Source organism: Fictibacillus nanhaiensis, assembly GCF_023715445.1.
Lineage (GTDB): Bacteria > Bacillota > Bacilli > Bacillales > Fictibacillaceae > Fictibacillus > Fictibacillus nanhaiensis_D.
Genome location: NZ_JAMBOD010000002.1, coordinates 178904 through 193588, shown reverse-complemented (window position 1 = coordinate 193588; position 14685 = coordinate 178904). Strand labels below are relative to the sequence as shown.

The 14685-nt window shown below is 42.9% G+C and carries 17 protein-coding genes; 15 read left to right on the top strand and 2 right to left on the bottom strand.

All coding sequences use genetic code 11. The features are described 5' to 3' along the window. Positions 1–84 precede the first annotated feature (84 nt). Both glyA and upp read left to right on the top strand, forming a co-directional pair. Positions 85–1320 (top strand): serine hydroxymethyltransferase, encoded by a 1236-nt coding sequence (glyA, locus tag M3196_RS08960; RefSeq protein ID WP_276531311.1) that lies wholly within the window; start codon positions 85–87, stop codon positions 1318–1320. Between the two features lie 265 nt (positions 1321–1585). Next, positions 1586–2215, top strand: a complete 630-nt coding sequence (upp, locus tag M3196_RS08955) for a uracil phosphoribosyltransferase (RefSeq protein ID WP_251321932.1) — start codon at positions 1586–1588, stop codon at positions 2213–2215. 312 nt (positions 2216–2527) lie between these two features. Here upp and M3196_RS08950 read toward each other — a convergent pair whose 3' ends face one another. Next, positions 2528–2935 (bottom strand): DUF3889 domain-containing protein, encoded by a 408-nt coding sequence (locus tag M3196_RS08950; RefSeq protein ID WP_251321931.1) that lies wholly within the window; start codon positions 2933–2935, stop codon positions 2528–2530. Between the two features lie 288 nt (positions 2936–3223). On the opposite strand from M3196_RS08950, the gene M3196_RS08945 reads away from it, so the two are divergent. The 10 genes from M3196_RS08945 to M3196_RS08900 all read left to right on the top strand — a co-directional run bounded on the left by M3196_RS08945 (position 3224) and on the right by M3196_RS08900 (position 10626). Next, positions 3224–3448, top strand: a complete 225-nt coding sequence (locus M3196_RS08945; RefSeq protein WP_251321930.1) for an AtpZ/AtpI family protein — start codon at positions 3224–3226, stop codon at positions 3446–3448. Next, positions 3445–3831, top strand: a complete 387-nt coding sequence (locus M3196_RS08940) for an ATP synthase subunit I (protein ID WP_251321929.1) — start codon at positions 3445–3447, stop codon at positions 3829–3831. The genes M3196_RS08945 and M3196_RS08940 overlap by 4 nt, the downstream gene beginning before the upstream one ends. A gap of 6 nt (positions 3832–3837) precedes the next feature. Further along, positions 3838–4548 carry a F0F1 ATP synthase subunit A gene (gene atpB / locus M3196_RS08935; protein ID WP_251321928.1) on the top strand — a complete coding sequence of 237 codons (711 nt, stop codon included), beginning with the start codon at positions 3838–3840 and terminating at the stop codon, positions 4546–4548. Positions 4549–4631: 83 nt separating this feature from the next. After that, the gene (atpE, locus tag M3196_RS08930; RefSeq protein WP_130293109.1) at positions 4632–4847 is read left to right on the top strand and encodes a F0F1 ATP synthase subunit C; all 216 of its coding nucleotides are present in this window, start codon (positions 4632–4634) and stop codon (positions 4845–4847) included. Positions 4848–4956: 109 nt separating this feature from the next. Next, positions 4957–5472, top strand: a complete 516-nt coding sequence (gene atpF, locus M3196_RS08925; RefSeq protein WP_251321927.1) for a F0F1 ATP synthase subunit B — start codon at positions 4957–4959, stop codon at positions 5470–5472. Beyond that, positions 5469–6020, top strand: a complete 552-nt coding sequence (locus M3196_RS08920; protein ID WP_251321926.1) for a F0F1 ATP synthase subunit delta — start codon at positions 5469–5471, stop codon at positions 6018–6020. The genes atpF and M3196_RS08920 overlap by 4 nt, the downstream gene beginning before the upstream one ends. Before the next feature lie 19 nt (positions 6021–6039). Beyond that, entirely contained in the window at positions 6040–7539 is a 1500-nt protein-coding gene (gene atpA / locus M3196_RS08915) for a F0F1 ATP synthase subunit alpha (RefSeq protein ID WP_251321925.1), read from the top strand. Between the two features lie 355 nt (positions 7540–7894). Further along, entirely contained in the window at positions 7895–8749 is an 855-nt protein-coding gene (gene atpG / locus M3196_RS08910) for an ATP synthase F1 subunit gamma (protein WP_251321924.1), read from the top strand. A gap of 58 nt (positions 8750–8807) precedes the next feature. Continuing rightward, entirely contained in the window at positions 8808–10196 is a 1389-nt protein-coding gene (gene atpD / locus M3196_RS08905) for a F0F1 ATP synthase subunit beta (protein WP_251321923.1), read from the top strand. A gap of 22 nt (positions 10197–10218) precedes the next feature. Beyond that, positions 10219–10626: a F0F1 ATP synthase subunit epsilon gene (locus tag M3196_RS08900; protein ID WP_251321922.1), complete on the top strand. Its 408-nt coding sequence runs from the start codon at positions 10219–10221 to the stop codon at positions 10624–10626. Positions 10627–11088: 462 nt separating this feature from the next. Here M3196_RS08900 and M3196_RS08895 read toward each other — a convergent pair whose 3' ends face one another. Beyond that, on the bottom strand, positions 11089–11268 hold the full coding sequence (locus M3196_RS08895; RefSeq protein ID WP_251321921.1) for a hypothetical protein: 180 nt from the start codon (positions 11266–11268) through the stop codon (positions 11089–11091). Positions 11269–11445: 177 nt separating this feature from the next. On the opposite strand from M3196_RS08895, the gene M3196_RS08890 reads away from it, so the two are divergent. The 3 genes from M3196_RS08890 to glpK all read left to right on the top strand — a co-directional run bounded on the left by M3196_RS08890 (position 11446) and on the right by glpK (position 14582). Next, positions 11446–11991 (top strand): glycerol-3-phosphate responsive antiterminator, encoded by a 546-nt coding sequence (locus M3196_RS08890; protein ID WP_251321920.1) that lies wholly within the window; start codon positions 11446–11448, stop codon positions 11989–11991. Positions 11992–12203: 212 nt separating this feature from the next. Beyond that, positions 12204–13031: an MIP/aquaporin family protein gene (locus tag M3196_RS08885; RefSeq protein WP_251321919.1), complete on the top strand. Its 828-nt coding sequence runs from the start codon at positions 12204–12206 to the stop codon at positions 13029–13031. 21 nt (positions 13032–13052) lie between these two features. After that, positions 13053–14582 carry a glycerol kinase GlpK gene (gene glpK / locus M3196_RS08880; protein WP_251321918.1) on the top strand — a complete coding sequence of 510 codons (1530 nt, stop codon included), beginning with the start codon at positions 13053–13055 and terminating at the stop codon, positions 14580–14582. Positions 14583–14685: the final 103 nt, after the last annotated feature.

Here is a 14685-nt window from a genome sequence, read left to right as displayed (position 1 = left end):
TTACAAGTGAAGGGATAAATGTGTAAGATAGAAGGGTATGTTACAATCAAAATACTTTTCACATAAGGTAAGGGGGAAGCGAAATTGAACCATTTGAAAACAGCTGATCAAGAAGTCTACCAATCCATCATGGACGAACTGCACCGCCAGCGTACAAAAATAGAGTTGATTGCTTCTGAAAACTTTGTAAGCCAAGCCGTAATGGAAGCACAAGGCTCCGTTTTAACGAATAAATACGCAGAAGGCTACCCGTCAAGACGCTATTATGGTGGATGTGAACACGTTGATGTTGTGGAGAACCTGGCGAGAGACCGCGCGAAGAAAATTTTTGGCGCAGAACACGCTAACGTTCAACCACACTCTGGTGCACAAGCAAACATGGCCGTTTACTTCACGATTTTAGAACAAGGTGACACTGTGCTCGGGATGAACCTTTCCCATGGTGGTCACTTAACTCATGGAAGTGCCGTTAACTTTTCCGGGATTCAATATAACTTTGTCGAGTATGGTGTTGATAAAGAAAAGAACGTCATCGATTACGAAGATGTTCGCCAAAAGGCACTTGAACACCGTCCGAAGCTGATCGTAGCAGGTGCGAGTGCGTATCCTCGTGCGATCGATTTTGCGAAATTCCGTGAAATCGCGGATGAAGTGGAAGCTTACCTTATGGTCGACATGGCCCACATCGCTGGACTTGTAGCAGCAGGTCTTCACCAAAATCCGGTTCCTTATGCTGATTTTGTAACGACAACTACACACAAAACGCTTCGCGGACCGCGTGGCGGAATGATTTTATGTAAAGAAGAATATGCGAAAAAAATTGATAAGTCTATCTTCCCAGGTATCCAGGGCGGTCCTTTAATGCACGTGATCGCTGCAAAAGCGGTATCGTTCGGTGAAGTATTAACAGATGAGTTCAAGAGCTATGCAGAGCAAATCGTGAAGAACGCGAAGCGCCTTGCAGAGTCATTGAAAAAAGAAGAACTGACGCTTGTTTCTGACGGAACAGACAACCACTTGATCTTAATCAACGTGAGTGAGCTTGCTCTTACAGGAAAAGTGGCTGAAAAAGCGTTGGATGATATCGGAATCACGGTAAACAAAAATACGATTCCGTTTGATAATGAAAGTCCGTTTGTAACAAGCGGAATCCGTATCGGAACAGCTGCGGTAACTTCCCGCGGATTTGTGGAAGAAGATATGGATGAGATCGCATCAATCATGGCTTCAGTACTGAAGAACGTAGAAGAAGCTGACGTATTGAAAGATGCAGAAGCACGCGTTGAGAAGCTAGCAGGGAAATATAAGTTGTACGAATAAAAAAGAAAATGTGCGTTTGCCTCTGCAAAACGTTCATTAAATAGAAGAATGTTGAAGATGGAGATAATCCATCTTCTTTTTTATTGATTTCGCGTCTGAAAAAGGGGAATAGTAACAGTTGAGGCTGATATGAAAAATTTGGAGTCAAAATTGCGTCAACATTACCGCTGATTTTCCTTGAAGTACACCATGTTTTTCTGTACAATGCTAGAGATGCTTTTTTCGAACAACAATAACAGTTACATAAAAGGAGAGGTGCTTTAACATGAGCAATGTATTTGTCCTTGATCATCCGTTAATTCAGCATAAATTGACATACATTCGAGATGAACGTACGGGTACAAAAGAATTTCGCGAGCTTGTAGATGAAGTGGCAGGACTTATGGCTTTTGAAATTACGCGTGATCTTCCATTGCAGGAAGTAACGGTAAAAACGCCGGTTGCTGAAGCGACAATGAAAACAATCGCCGGAAAAAAATTAGGGCTGGTACCTATCCTTCGTGCAGGTCTTGGTATGGTTGATGGTATTCTGAAGCTGATTCCAGCGGCAAAAGTAGGACACGTTGGTCTTTACCGTGATCCGGAAACCCTGACACCTATTGAATATTATGTTAAGCTTCCTTCTGATGTAGAAGAACGCGATTTTATCGTAATCGATCCAATGCTGGCTACAGGCGGATCTGCTTCTGCAGCGATCACTTCTATCAAAAACCGCGGTGCAAAAAACATTAAGCTTATGTGCTTAGTTGCTGCTCCAGAAGGTGTAAAAGTGATTCAGGAAGAGCACCCTGATGTGGATATCTTCTTAGCAGCACTTGATGAAAAGCTAAACGACCACGGATACATCGTACCAGGTCTAGGTGACGCTGGAGACCGTTTATTCGGAACAAAATAAGCAAAAAAAAGATAAAAACTGACTTGATTTAAAGGTGAAAATGTCCCAGTCGAGTCAGTTTTTTTATTTTTCATCAATTTCAAGCTATTGTTCAAGCTGAGAAAGGGCTAACAAAATTGTTTTTGAGCGTAAGTTGCAGTGTTTTGAGCGTAACTTTACGATTCTGAGCGCAGGAAGACTTTCTTGAGTGTATCTTAGGGTTTTTGAGCGAAAACCGATACATTTTGCGCGAACGTGTAATAAATAAAAGAACACGTACCGTAAAATCAAAAAAAGAAGGCTGACAGCCGTCAGCCCCCCTCGCCAAAGTATTTAACTCATTTCCTCAAACTTCATATCCATCAGCTTGTTATCATCATGCATAACGCCGACTTTTACCAGGCGCTTCGTATTGTCCTGATAAACAGTGAAATCAAAGAAATCTGTAATCGTACCATCTGGTGCTACCCTTCTTGTGTCATATTGATAATCGCTTATTTTACTGTCCGGATACTTCTTTTTCGTTTCAGCTAAAGCCATCCTACCCCATTTTGCATAATCGACATCAGTCATGTTTGTTGGTGTCTGATCATTATATTGGACGTTCAACGGTTTATTCCGATCCTGCTCGACATTATTTCTCATGTCGCGGGACTCTTCCACAGGTTTTTTATCGTTGTTCATACAGCCTGAAGCAAAAACGGCAATTACTGCAAATAAGATAAAGAGTTTTTGTTTCATTATGACCAAGCTCCTTCCATATATTTAATGTAAGTATTTATCAAATGGGTGGAATTATTCAGGGAATGGAAGAAGTAGGCAATTATAGTACACAATGTGAATAATAAACCATTGAAACAAGCCACAAAATTTCCACAATTTATTTAATAAACCGTCCCGGAAGTCGTTGACATAGAAATGTCACTATTGTATTCTTACAAAGGGAATATGGTAAGGTTTACATTCTTGTCTTTTCAAGGGTTTTTTAAGAAAAAATTACCTATTTCCATATGGAAGGGGTCCACATCTATGAGCAATGGGAAACGGCCTTATAAAGCAATGGCTTTAATGTCAGGCATTCTCTCTCAGCTTGTTGGCTGTATTTTGATTGGACTTTTTGGAGGGAAATGGCTGGATGAGTACATCGGCAATGAATTTCCAATCTTCCTCATCGTCGGGTTGTTTCTTGGTCTTGGCGCTGGTGTTTATGGGATGATCCGTTTAATATCGAGGTTTTCAGGGGATGGGCAATGATGGATGAGTACCGATCGGTGTTTTTTAAATACATAAAGTACACATTATATCTTCTCTCGCTTCTATTTATCGGATATGCCTTCACTCCCTACAAAACGATCTTTTTAGGACTCGCTTTAGGAACTGTTTTCGGTCTCTACAATCTTTGGAGCATGTATTCTAAGATTGAAAGAATGGGACAAGCAGTGATCCAGCAAAAAAGGGTGAAAACACTCGGTTCTCTTTCCAGACTCCTCTTTGCAGGGTTAGCGGTGCTCATCGCAATGAAATACCCGGAACATTTTCATTTATTAAGTGTGGTAGTGGGATTAATGTCGGTCTACATTATCATGTTAATAGATTCACTAATTCAAGCTACACGCACTCCAAAGGAAAAGAGGTGAACATAGGTGGAACATGGTGCAGTTACAGCAGATTTTCTCGGATTGACTTTTAACTTGTCAAACGTACTGATGATCACAGTTTCATCCGTTATTGTTTTCCTTATTGCGGTACTCGCTACTCGATCCATGTCAATGCGACCAGGAGGAATGCAAAACTTCCTTGAATGGGTAGTCGATTTCGTAAAAGGAATCATAGGCAGCACAATGGACTGGCATACTGGCGGACGTTTTCTTGCTTTAGGACTTACGCTTATCATGTATATTTTTGTAGCCAACATGCTGGGATTACCTTTTGCAGTAGTAGTCGACCATAACTTATGGTGGAAATCACCTACTGCAGACCCGACCATTACATTGACCCTAGCGGTTATGGTAGTGGCGCTTTCACACTATTACGGTGTGAGAATGAAGGGATTCAAAGAATATGGAGCAGAATTTTTCAAGCCAATGAAGTTCTTGTTCCCGTTGAAGATTATTGAGGAGTTTGCAAACACTCTGACGCTTGGTCTTCGTCTTTACGGAAACATTTTCGCTGGTGAGATGCTCCTCGCTTTATTAGCAGGACTTGGTACAAGCGGTATTTTCCAAGGAGTATTTGCATTGTTGCCGATGATGGTATGGCAAGGGTTCTCGATCTTTGTCGGTGCGATCCAAGCGTTTATCTTTACAATGCTGACTATGGTTTACTTGGCACATAAAGTAAGCCACGATCACTAATTTTCGGGAAAAATCAAGCTTCTATACACAGGAGCCAATTTTCATAAAAATTTTAAGGGAATTCAGAAGGGAGAAATTTTATCATGAATCTTATTGCAGCTGCAATCGCGGTAGGTCTAGCGGCACTTGGTGCTGGTATTGGTAACGGTTTAATCGTAGGACGTACAGTTGAGGGGATCGCTCGTCAACCAGAACTACGTGGTACTCTTCAAACAACAATGTTCATCGGGGTTGCATTAGTTGAAGCACTTCCAATCATCGGTGTAGTTATCGCGTTCATCGCTCTTGGCGCTGAGTAATCATAACAAGCATTGTTTATTACGATTTTTATAATGGCGAAGCAAGTTTCCGAATAGGGACTACCCTTCGCCATTCCTTATGTATGATTGATTGAAGGGAGGAAATGCTGTGCAATCCTTAATTCTAGGTGCTGCTACAGGTGGAATAAACACTGGAGATATCGCTTTCCAGTTAGTATCATTTTTAATCCTATTAGTATTGTTGCGCAAATACGCATGGGGCCCATTGATGGGAATCATGAAAGAGCGCCAGTCACATATCAACAGCGAAATTGATGCGGCTGAAAAGTCCCGTCAAGAAGCTAAAGCTTATCTTGAAACTCAAGTTGAAGAGTTGAAGAAAGCACGCGAAGAAGCAAAAGCTATTATCGACAATGCGAAAAAGCAAGGCGAAGCTCAAGGTGAAGCGATTATTAAAGCATCCCGTGACGAAGCTGAGCGTGTGAAAGAAGCTGCATTGGCTGAGATCGCTTCTGAAAAAGAAAAAGCAGTCGCTACACTTCGTCAAGAAGTTGCTGCTCTATCCGTTAAGATCGCTTCTAAAGTTATTGCAAAAGAACTTGACGAAAGCTCGCAGGAGAAGCTCATTAACGAATACCTTCAAGAGGTAGGCGAGTCTCGATGAGCAAAGATCAAGCAATCGTAGCAAAACGTTATGCATTAGCTCTATTTGAAGTAGTTGGTGTTACGAAACTTGAAGAAACAGTTTCAGAATTGCGTCTTGTGAAAAACGTGCTGGAGATCAACAAAGATCTTCAAAAAGTTTTATCACATCCAAAAGTATCTAAAGATCAGAAGAAAGAATTGATCAAAGAGAGCGTTGGAGCTGACCTAACTCCTGCTGTAATGAACACCGTTTACCTAATGGTAGACCGCAATCGTTACACATACATCAAAGAAATGGCAGCGCAGTTCATTGAATTAGCAAATGAGGCACAAGGCATTGCTGACGCAAATGTATATTCGGTTCGTCCTTTATCAGACGAAGAAGTACAGAAGCTGGAGCAGACGTTTGCTGCCCGAGTCGGCAAAAAAGCGTTGCGCATTAATAATATTGTAGATTCTTCACTAGTTGGTGGAATCAAGATCCGCATCGGCAACCGTATTTTTGACGGAAGCATCAGCGGAAAGTTGAATCGAATGGAACGTCAATTAGCTTCTAACGGAAGCTAGAAGGATAGGGGTGAAATTCATGAGCATTAAAGCTGAAGAAATCAGTGCTTTAATAAAAAAACAGATTGAAAACTATCAATCTGAGATCGAAGTAAATGATGTGGGTACAGTTATCCAGGTCGGTGACGGTATTGCCCGTGCCCATGGATTAGATAACGTAATGGCTGGTGAGCTTGTAGAATTTTCTAACGGTGTAATGGGTATGGCCCAAAACCTTGAGGAAAACAACGTAGGTATCATCATTCTTGGGCCATACCAAGAAATTCGTGAAGGTGACGAAGTAAAACGTACAGGACGCATCATGGAAGTTCCTGTAGGTGAAGAGCTTCTTGGTCGTGTAGTTAACCCTCTTGGACAGCCGATCGACGGCAAAGGTCCGATTGCTACTACAAAGACTCGCCCAATCGAGCAAAAAGCACCAGGCGTAATGGCTCGTAAGTCAGTACATGAGCCGCTTCAAACTGGTATTAAAGCGATTGACGCACTTGTGCCAATCGGACGCGGACAGCGTGAGCTTATCATCGGTGACCGTCAAACAGGTAAAACGGCTGTAGCGATCGACACGATCCTTAACCAAAAAGATCAAGATATGATCTGTATCTATGTGGCGATCGGACAAAAAGAATCAACAGTTGCGGGCGTTGTAGAAACACTTCGTACACACGGAGCGCTTGATTACACAATCGTTGTATCAGCATCAGCTTCTCAACCTGCACCAATGTTGTTCCTTGCTCCATATGCTGGGGTATCTATGGCTGAAGAGTTCATGTGGGCTGGCAAGCATGTATTGATTATCTATGATGATCTTTCTAAGCAAGCTGCTGCATACCGTGAACTTTCCTTGCTACTTCGCCGTCCTCCAGGCCGCGAAGCTTATCCAGGGGACGTTTTCTACCTTCACTCACGCCTTCTAGAGCGTGCAGCGAAGTTAAACGACGAGTTGGGTGGCGGTTCTATCACGGCGCTTCCGTTCATCGAAACGCAAGCATCTGATGTATCTGCATACATCCCGACAAACGTTATCTCTATCACAGACGGACAGATCTTCTTACAATCTGACTTGTTCTTCTCCGGTGTTCGTCCGGCGATCAACGCAGGTATCTCCGTATCTCGTGTAGGGGGAGCAGCACAGATTAAAGCAATGAGTAAAGTATCCGGTACACTTCGTCTGGATCTTGCTTCATACCGTGAGCTTGAAGCATTTGCTCAGTTCGGTTCTGACCTTGATAAAGCAACTCAAGCAAAACTTAACCGTGGTGCACGTACTGTTGAAGTACTTAAGCAAGGACTTCACAAGCCGCTAAAAGTTGAACACCAAGTTGCAATTCTATATGCATTGACTCGCGGATACATCGATGATGTAGCTGTTGAAGATGTAAGCCGCTTTGAAGAAGCGCTTTACGCACACATGGAAGCGAACTCTAAAGACGTTCTTGATGCGATCAAGACATCTGGAAAACTTCCTGGCGACGACAGCCTAGACGAAGCGATCAAAGCATTCAAGAAGACTTTCGCGTAACTTTTAAATAAAAGGCTTGTTCCTAACAGATTGCTGCTTGAGAACATGTTTTTATGGAGTATGCTTCATTGACTAGTTGATTGGAGCGGAAGATGCGAGACTCCTGCGGGATTAGCGGGACAGGTGAGACCCCGGCAGGCTTAAATAGCCTAGGGGGCTCACCGCACGCCCCGCGGAAAGCGAGCAACCTGGAGCGGAAATCAACATCTTCCAGCAGCAAAGTTTGCGAAAAACAGCCTGAATAAATGATAAAAGCAGAGGTGCGGCCAGGTGTAGTGCCCCTGCAACCAGCTTACTAACAAGGTATGTTTTAAAATGGAAATTTTAAAACTGCCACTAAAAGGTGGTGAAATGAATGGCATTAAGAGATATCAAAGCTAGAATAGATTCTACTAAAAAGACCATGCAGATCACGAAAGCGATGGAGATGGTTTCAGCTGCAAAGCTAAACCGTGCTGAGCAAAATGCAAAATCTTTCGGCCCTTACGTGGAGAAGATCCAGGAAGTGGTAGGAAGCATTGCATCTGGAAGCAGCAACTCTAAACACTCCATGCTTTTAACACGTCCAGTGAAGAAGACGGGTTACTTCGTCGTTACAGCTGACCGTGGATTGGCAGGGGCTTATAACTCAAATATTTTGCGTCACGTTTACCGCACGATTCAACAGCGTCACAAGTCACCTGATGAGTACGCATTAATCGTCATCGGTAAAGTCGGTGTAAACTTTTTCAAAAGCCGTAAGATGTCTATATTGGACAGCATCACAGGTGTGGCAGACCAGCCATCCTTTGCTGAAATTAAGGCGATCGCATCGAAGGCAGTCAGCCTTTATGCAGACGGTACGTTTGATGAGCTTTACATGTATTACAACCATTTTGTAAGTGCCATTCAGAGCGATCTAACGGAGAAGAAGCTTCTTCCGTTAACTGACATCGCTGCAACAAAATCAAAATCTTCTTATGAGTACGAACCTTCAGAGGATGAGATCCTTGAAGTGCTTCTGCCTCAATATGCAGAGAGCTTGATTTATGGTGCTTTACTTGATGCGAAAGCAGCTGAGCATGCTTCTCGTATGACTGCGATGAGAAATGCAACCGATAACGCTAATGAACTGATCGGCCAATTGACACTTTCTTATAACCGTGAGCGTCAAGCAGCTATCACTCAGGAAATTACGGAAATCGTCGGCGGTGTAGCAGCACTTGAATAGAACTTTATAAAAGTTGATTTAAGTGCATCATGTGCAAAGTAAGATAGGAGGGAAACCGATGAATAAAGGCTATATTACTCAAATTCTTGGACCGGTCGTTGACGTAAAGTTTGAAGGCCAGCTTCCAGAATTGCTTAACGCTTTAACTGTTAGCGCTGAGGGTGTTGATTTAACACTAGAAGTAGCACTTCACCTTGGTGATAACGTAGTTCGTACAATCGCAATGGATTCAACGGATGGTCTTGTTCGTGGAATGGAGATCGCGGATAGCGGAAAACCGATTTCTGTACCAGTAGGTGAAGCAACACTTGGACGCGTATTTAACGTTACAGGTGATCACATTGACCTTGGTGAGGCAGTACCGGCAGATGTTCGCCGTGACCCAATTCACCGTTCAGCACCTTCTTTTGAAGAATTAACAACAAAAACTGAGATTCTTGAAACAGGAATCAAGGTAGTTGACCTTATCGCTCCATACGTAAAAGGTGGAAAAATCGGTCTTTTCGGTGGTGCGGGTGTAGGTAAAACAGTTCTTATCCAGGAGCTAATCAACAACATCGCACAAGAGCACGGCGGTATCTCCGTATTCGCAGGTGTTGGTGAGCGTACTCGTGAAGGTAATGACCTTTACCACGAGATGAGCGACTCTGGCGTTATCAAGAAAACGGCAATGGTATTCGGGCAAATGAACGAGCCGCCTGGAGCACGTGCACGTATCGCTCTTTCTGGTTTGACAATGGCTGAATTCTTCCGTGATGAGCAAGGACAAGACGTTCTTTTCTTCGTAGATAACATTTTCCGTTTCACGCAAGCAGGTTCTGAAGTATCTGCCCTTCTTGGCCGTATGCCATCAGCGGTAGGTTACCAGCCAACTCTTGCAACTGAAATGGGTCAACTGCAAGAGCGTATCACATCTACGAAAAAAGGTTCTGTAACATCTATCCAAGCGATCTATGTACCTGCCGATGACTATACGGATCCGGCTCCAGCTACAGCGTTTGCTCACTTAGATGCAACAACAAACCTTGAGCGTAAACTAACAGCTATGGGTATCTATCCAGCGGTAGATCCACTAGCTTCAACTTCACGTGCACTTTCTCCTGAGATCGTTGGAGAAGAGCATTACGAAGTAGCTCGTAAAGTACAAGCGACTTTACAGCGTTACAAAGAACTTCAAGATATTATCGCGATCCTTGGTATGGACGAGCTTTCTGAGGATGACAAGCTAGTTGTACACCGTGCGCGTCGTATCCAGTTCTTCTTATCTCAAAACTTCCACGTTGCAGAACAATTTACAGGACAAAAAGGTTCATACGTTCCTGTTAAAGAAACAGTTCGTGGATTCAAAGAAATCCTTGAAGGAAAATACGATGATCTACCGGAATCAGCGTTCCATCTCGTAGGCTCTATTGAGGATGCTATTGAAAAAGCAAAAACTTTGGCCTAATGCCTGAAAGGGGTAAGATTGGATGAAAACCATTCAAGTCAGCGTAGTAACCCCTGATGGTCCTGTGTTTGAAGGAAATGCGAAAATGGTCAGCGCGAAAGCAAAAAGCGGGGAGCTTGGAGTTCTTCCAGGCCATATCCCTCTTGTAGCTCCTTTAACGATCAGCGCCGTGCGTGTTCACGACGTTGATGGGAAAACACAATACGTGGCCGTTAGCGGTGGATTTATTGAAGTGCGACCTGAAAAAGTCACAATTTTAGCAGAAGCGGCTGAAGTTGCTGACGACATCGAAGTGGATCGCGCACGTGCAGCAAAGGAACGTGCCGAGAAGCGTCTTGCAGGCAACAAGCAAGATAACGTAGACTCTATCCGTGCGGAGTATGCACTTAAACGTGCGATCAACCGTATCGACGTAGCAGCAAAGCGTTAATTTAAAAAGCCTTTCAGCTCAACATGGAGCTGGGAGGCTTTTTTGTTTAGATGATCACGGGTGGGGGTATACACAGTGTCGAAAATTGACCAGGATTGTCGACTTGTGGATAAGGAGCAAAAACTTTTGGATTGACAGTAAAAACTCGTGGATAAACAACCAAAACTTCTGGATTGATACTACTTTTTTCTGGATTTACTCGCATCAGTGCAGTTTTATACCTCTAAGGGTATCATCTTACTCAGTTTCGAAACTCGAAACTGCACCTAATTTGTGTATTTTACTATGTATTTTCACACATGCAATAAGGCGTAACCCATTTTAAATGTGTTCAGCTTCTTTCTATACCTACAAAAATGAAACATCCCTCCTACCTTAAAGCTGCAGAAGGGATATTCACATCACGTTCATTTCAGAGAGGGAGGTTGAAATGAAGAATTGATTAATTTTAGCAAAACAGCTTCAAGATCTTCCGAAAACCGGCGGCAGATCTGTTATTTTTCTTAACCAGTGCTGTTCTCCGTTTTCGTCAGCAACGGCTGAAGATTCCATTCTCTCAGCAATTTCTGCTACTTCGTTTCCAAATGGTTGTGGGAAACGGCCAAAAGGAGAGATTTGACGCTTTATTTTTTTCTTTACCATCTAAAATCATCTCCTTAAAGAAAATGTTACAGCTTGTATGGAAGCTATACTTTATTAAATGCTCGTCTACCGTAAAAGGTATGTGTTATTATCACATAATATAAAAAGAGGCTATACGATTGGCCGGTAAAACCAGAATCAAAAGAAAATGTTAAATAAAGATGAGGAGTGTGCACGATGAGCTTTCATGGACAAAAAGTTTTACCTGCGGCTAGGAAGATGAAGGATTTTGAGAAACTGCTCAACAGCAAGTATACATACATTGTTTGTTTAGATACGCATATCAGTCAGCTGAAATTTATGATCAGCATGGCTAATGAAAGAAATAAGAAGGTTTTGATTCATCTGGATCTGATCAATGGCCTGAAAGCGAACGAATACGCCGTTGATTTTCTCGCACAGGAAATGAAGCCTGCTGGGATTATTTCTACGCGTTCAAACTGTATTATCCGGGCAAAAAAGAAGCACATGATTGCTGTTCAGCGTCTTTTTTTATTGGATTCACTGGCGCTTGAAACAAGCTATAAAGTGATCGAACGTGCCCAGCCGGACTATTTAGAAGTTTTGCCGGGTATCATGCCGGAAATAATAAAAGAGGTCCGCCAACAGGCTGGAATACCTATTATTGCCGGGGGACTCATTCGTAATATTGAAAATGTTACCCAGGCACTTGATGCAGGTGCTGAGGCGGTCACTACATCAAATCCGGACCTATGGATCTAATATTGCAAAAAAAAATTGACAGCGCTTCCATTACTGATATAATGGAGACAAGTTCATAAACGTGACGGAGATAATGGAGATCCACAAAGGCTTCTTATGGTAAAAAACTACTATAAGGCTCTTTTGTTGGGTCTTTTTGCATCTTTAAGCTTATGAAAAAGAAAAACTTAATAGATGATTCTGTCTTATTAAGTATTAAAGGAGGAAATGCGATGTCAACATTTTTAGGTGAACTTATTGGTACGATGATTTTGATTATTTTTGGTGGGGGAGTAGTTGCAAACGTTTCCTTGAACAAATCCAAAGCGCAAGGCGGAGGATGGATTGTAGTCGCACTTGCATGGGGTCTAGCGGTAGCAATTGCAGTTTATGCCGTCGGAACTTTTAGCGGGGCACATATCAATCCTGCTGTTACACTTGGGCTTGCTGCAATTGGTGAATTTCCATGGAGCGATGTTCCGCCGTACATCATAGCTCAAGTAATTGGCGGAATGCTAGGAGGAATCGTTGTTTATTTCCACTTCCTTCCGCACTGGGAGGCGACTGATGACCCAGCGGTAAAACTTGGCGTGTTTTCAACGGATCCTGCGATTCCGCACACATTTTCAAATTTGCTTTCAGAATTTATCGGAACGGCTGTTTTACTAGTAGGATTATTATCAATCGGAGCGAATGAATTTACAGAAGGTCTAAATCCTTTAATCGTTGGATTTTTGATTGTAGCGATTGGTTTATCACTTGGGGGAACTACTGGCTACGCGATCAATCCTGCCCGTGATTTAGGACCAAGAATTGCCCACTTTATCCTTCCGATTCCAGGAAAGGGTGGATCGAATTGGACCTATTCATGGATTCCAATTGTTGGACCAATATTGGGCGGAGTATTTGGTGCATTATTTTATCAAGCCGTTTTTACTGGTAAAGTAACCTCTCTATTTTTAATTTGGACGATCGTGTCGCTAGGTTTCTTAGGATTAACATTTTTCTTAGGCAATAAAGGAACACATGCAATACCACACGGAGAAAAAATCGAAAACTAAACTATTTTAGGAGGTATTCTTATGGAGAAAAAGTATATTATTGCACTCGACCAAGGAACAACAAGTTCACGAGCCATTCTTTTCAACAAAGCTGGAGAAGTAGTCGAAATCGCTCAAAAGGAATTTACACAGCATTTTCCTAAACCAGGCTGGGTAGAGCATAACGCTCAAGAGATTTGGGGTTCTATTTTAGCTGTTGTTGCAGAAGTTCTTTCAAAAACAGATACAGACCCTGGTGAAATTGCTTCGATTGGAATCACAAACCAGCGTGAAACTACTGTAGTATGGGACAAGAACACAGGAAAGCCTGTCTACAATGCAATCGTTTGGCAATCCCGCCAGACCGCAGAAATTTGTGATGAATTAAAAGAGCAAGGGCTTAATGACAAATTCCGAGAAAAAACAGGCTTGCTGATCGACGCCTATTTTTCAGGAACTAAAGTGAAATGGATTTTAGATAACGTGGATGGAGCGAGGGAAAAAGCTGAGAACGGAGACCTGTTGTTCGGTACGATCGATACCTGGCTTGTTTGGAAACTGACTGGCGGAAAGTCACACGTAACAGACTATTCAAATGCATCGCGTACTTTAATGTACAATATTTATGATCTCATGTGGGATCAGGAACTTCTAGACATTCTAGGTGTACCGAGATCGATGCTTCCAGAAGTTAAGTCCTCTTCAGAAGTTTATGGCGAGACGATCGACTATCACTTTTTCGGTAAAAACATTCCGATTGCAGGAATCGCGGGTGACCAGCAGGCGGCACTTTTCGGACAAGCATGTTATGAAAAGGGCATGGCTAAGAACACTTATGGAACAGGCTGCTTCATGTTGATGAACACAGGTGAAAAAGCCGTCCCATCTAAACATGGCCTTCTCACTACCATCGCATGGGGGATTGACGGAAAAGTAGAATACGCGCTAGAAGGAAGTATCTTTGTAGCAGGCTCTGCTATTCAATGGCTTCGTGACGGTCTGCGTATGCTAAAGAATGCAGCGGATAGTGAACAATATGCGGAGCGTGTTTCTTCGACCGACGGCGTTTATGTTGTGCCAGCTTTCGTAGGATTGGGTACTCCATATTGGGATTCTGATGCGCGCGGTGCGATCTTCGGGTTAACGCGCGGGACAGAAAAAGAGCACTTCATTCGTGCAACATTGGAGTCGCTCGCTTATCAGACAAAGGACGTACTCACGGCAATGGAAGCCGATTCTGGAATCGAGCTGAAAAAGCTGCGTGTTGACGGTGGAGCGGTTAAGAACAATTTCTTGATGCAGTTCCAAAGCGATATCCTGAATGTGCCGGTTGAACGTCCAGAGATCAATGAAACAACAGCACTCGGCGCGGCTTATCTTGCAGGTTTGGCCGTTGGTTTCTGGGGAGACCGCAAAGAAATCGCTGAGAAGTGGAAAGTGGACAAGGATTTTGGCGTAAATATGAAAGAAGAAGAACGTACGAATCTATATGATGGCTGGAAAAAAGCCGTTGAAGCAACGCGTGCTTATAAAATTAATAAGCAAAATACTTTAAAAACCGCTCAAGTTTAAGCTATACTAAAAACAAGTTGATATTGAACCGGTTGGAGATCAGGAGAGACCACAAAACCTCGTAAAACAGATGCGGGGTTCTTGTGGTCTTTTTTTGCGCTTA

Bases quoted from the DNA above. Each gene is read 5' to 3' on its own strand.
- M3196_RS08885 (WP_251321919.1), top strand. From the start codon at position 12,204: ATGTCAACATTTTTAGGTGAACTTATTGGTACGATGATTTTGATTATT.
- M3196_RS08945 (WP_251321930.1), top strand. From the start codon at position 3,224: ATGAGCAATGGGAAACGGCCTTATAAAGCAATGGCTTTAATGTCAGGC.
- M3196_RS08950 (WP_251321931.1), bottom strand. From the start codon at position 2,935: ATGAAACAAAAACTCTTTATCTTATTTGCAGTAATTGCCGTTTTTGCT.
- M3196_RS08895 (WP_251321921.1), bottom strand. From the start codon at position 11,268: ATGGTAAAGAAAAAAATAAAGCGTCAAATCTCTCCTTTTGGCCGTTTC.
- atpG (WP_251321924.1), top strand. From the start codon at position 7,895: ATGGCATTAAGAGATATCAAAGCTAGAATAGATTCTACTAAAAAGACC.
- M3196_RS08940 (WP_251321929.1), top strand. From the start codon at position 3,445: ATGATGGATGAGTACCGATCGGTGTTTTTTAAATACATAAAGTACACA.
- upp (WP_251321932.1), top strand. From the start codon at position 1,586: ATGAGCAATGTATTTGTCCTTGATCATCCGTTAATTCAGCATAAATTG.
- M3196_RS08890 (WP_251321920.1), top strand. From the start codon at position 11,446: ATGAGCTTTCATGGACAAAAAGTTTTACCTGCGGCTAGGAAGATGAAG.
- glpK (WP_251321918.1), top strand. From the start codon at position 13,053: ATGGAGAAAAAGTATATTATTGCACTCGACCAAGGAACAACAAGTTCA.
- atpA (WP_251321925.1), top strand. From the start codon at position 6,040: ATGAGCATTAAAGCTGAAGAAATCAGTGCTTTAATAAAAAAACAGATT.
- atpD (WP_251321923.1), top strand. From the start codon at position 8,808: ATGAATAAAGGCTATATTACTCAAATTCTTGGACCGGTCGTTGACGTA.
- M3196_RS08900 (WP_251321922.1), top strand. From the start codon at position 10,219: ATGAAAACCATTCAAGTCAGCGTAGTAACCCCTGATGGTCCTGTGTTT.
- M3196_RS08920 (WP_251321926.1), top strand. From the start codon at position 5,469: ATGAGCAAAGATCAAGCAATCGTAGCAAAACGTTATGCATTAGCTCTA.
- atpE (WP_130293109.1), top strand. From the start codon at position 4,632: ATGAATCTTATTGCAGCTGCAATCGCGGTAGGTCTAGCGGCACTTGGT.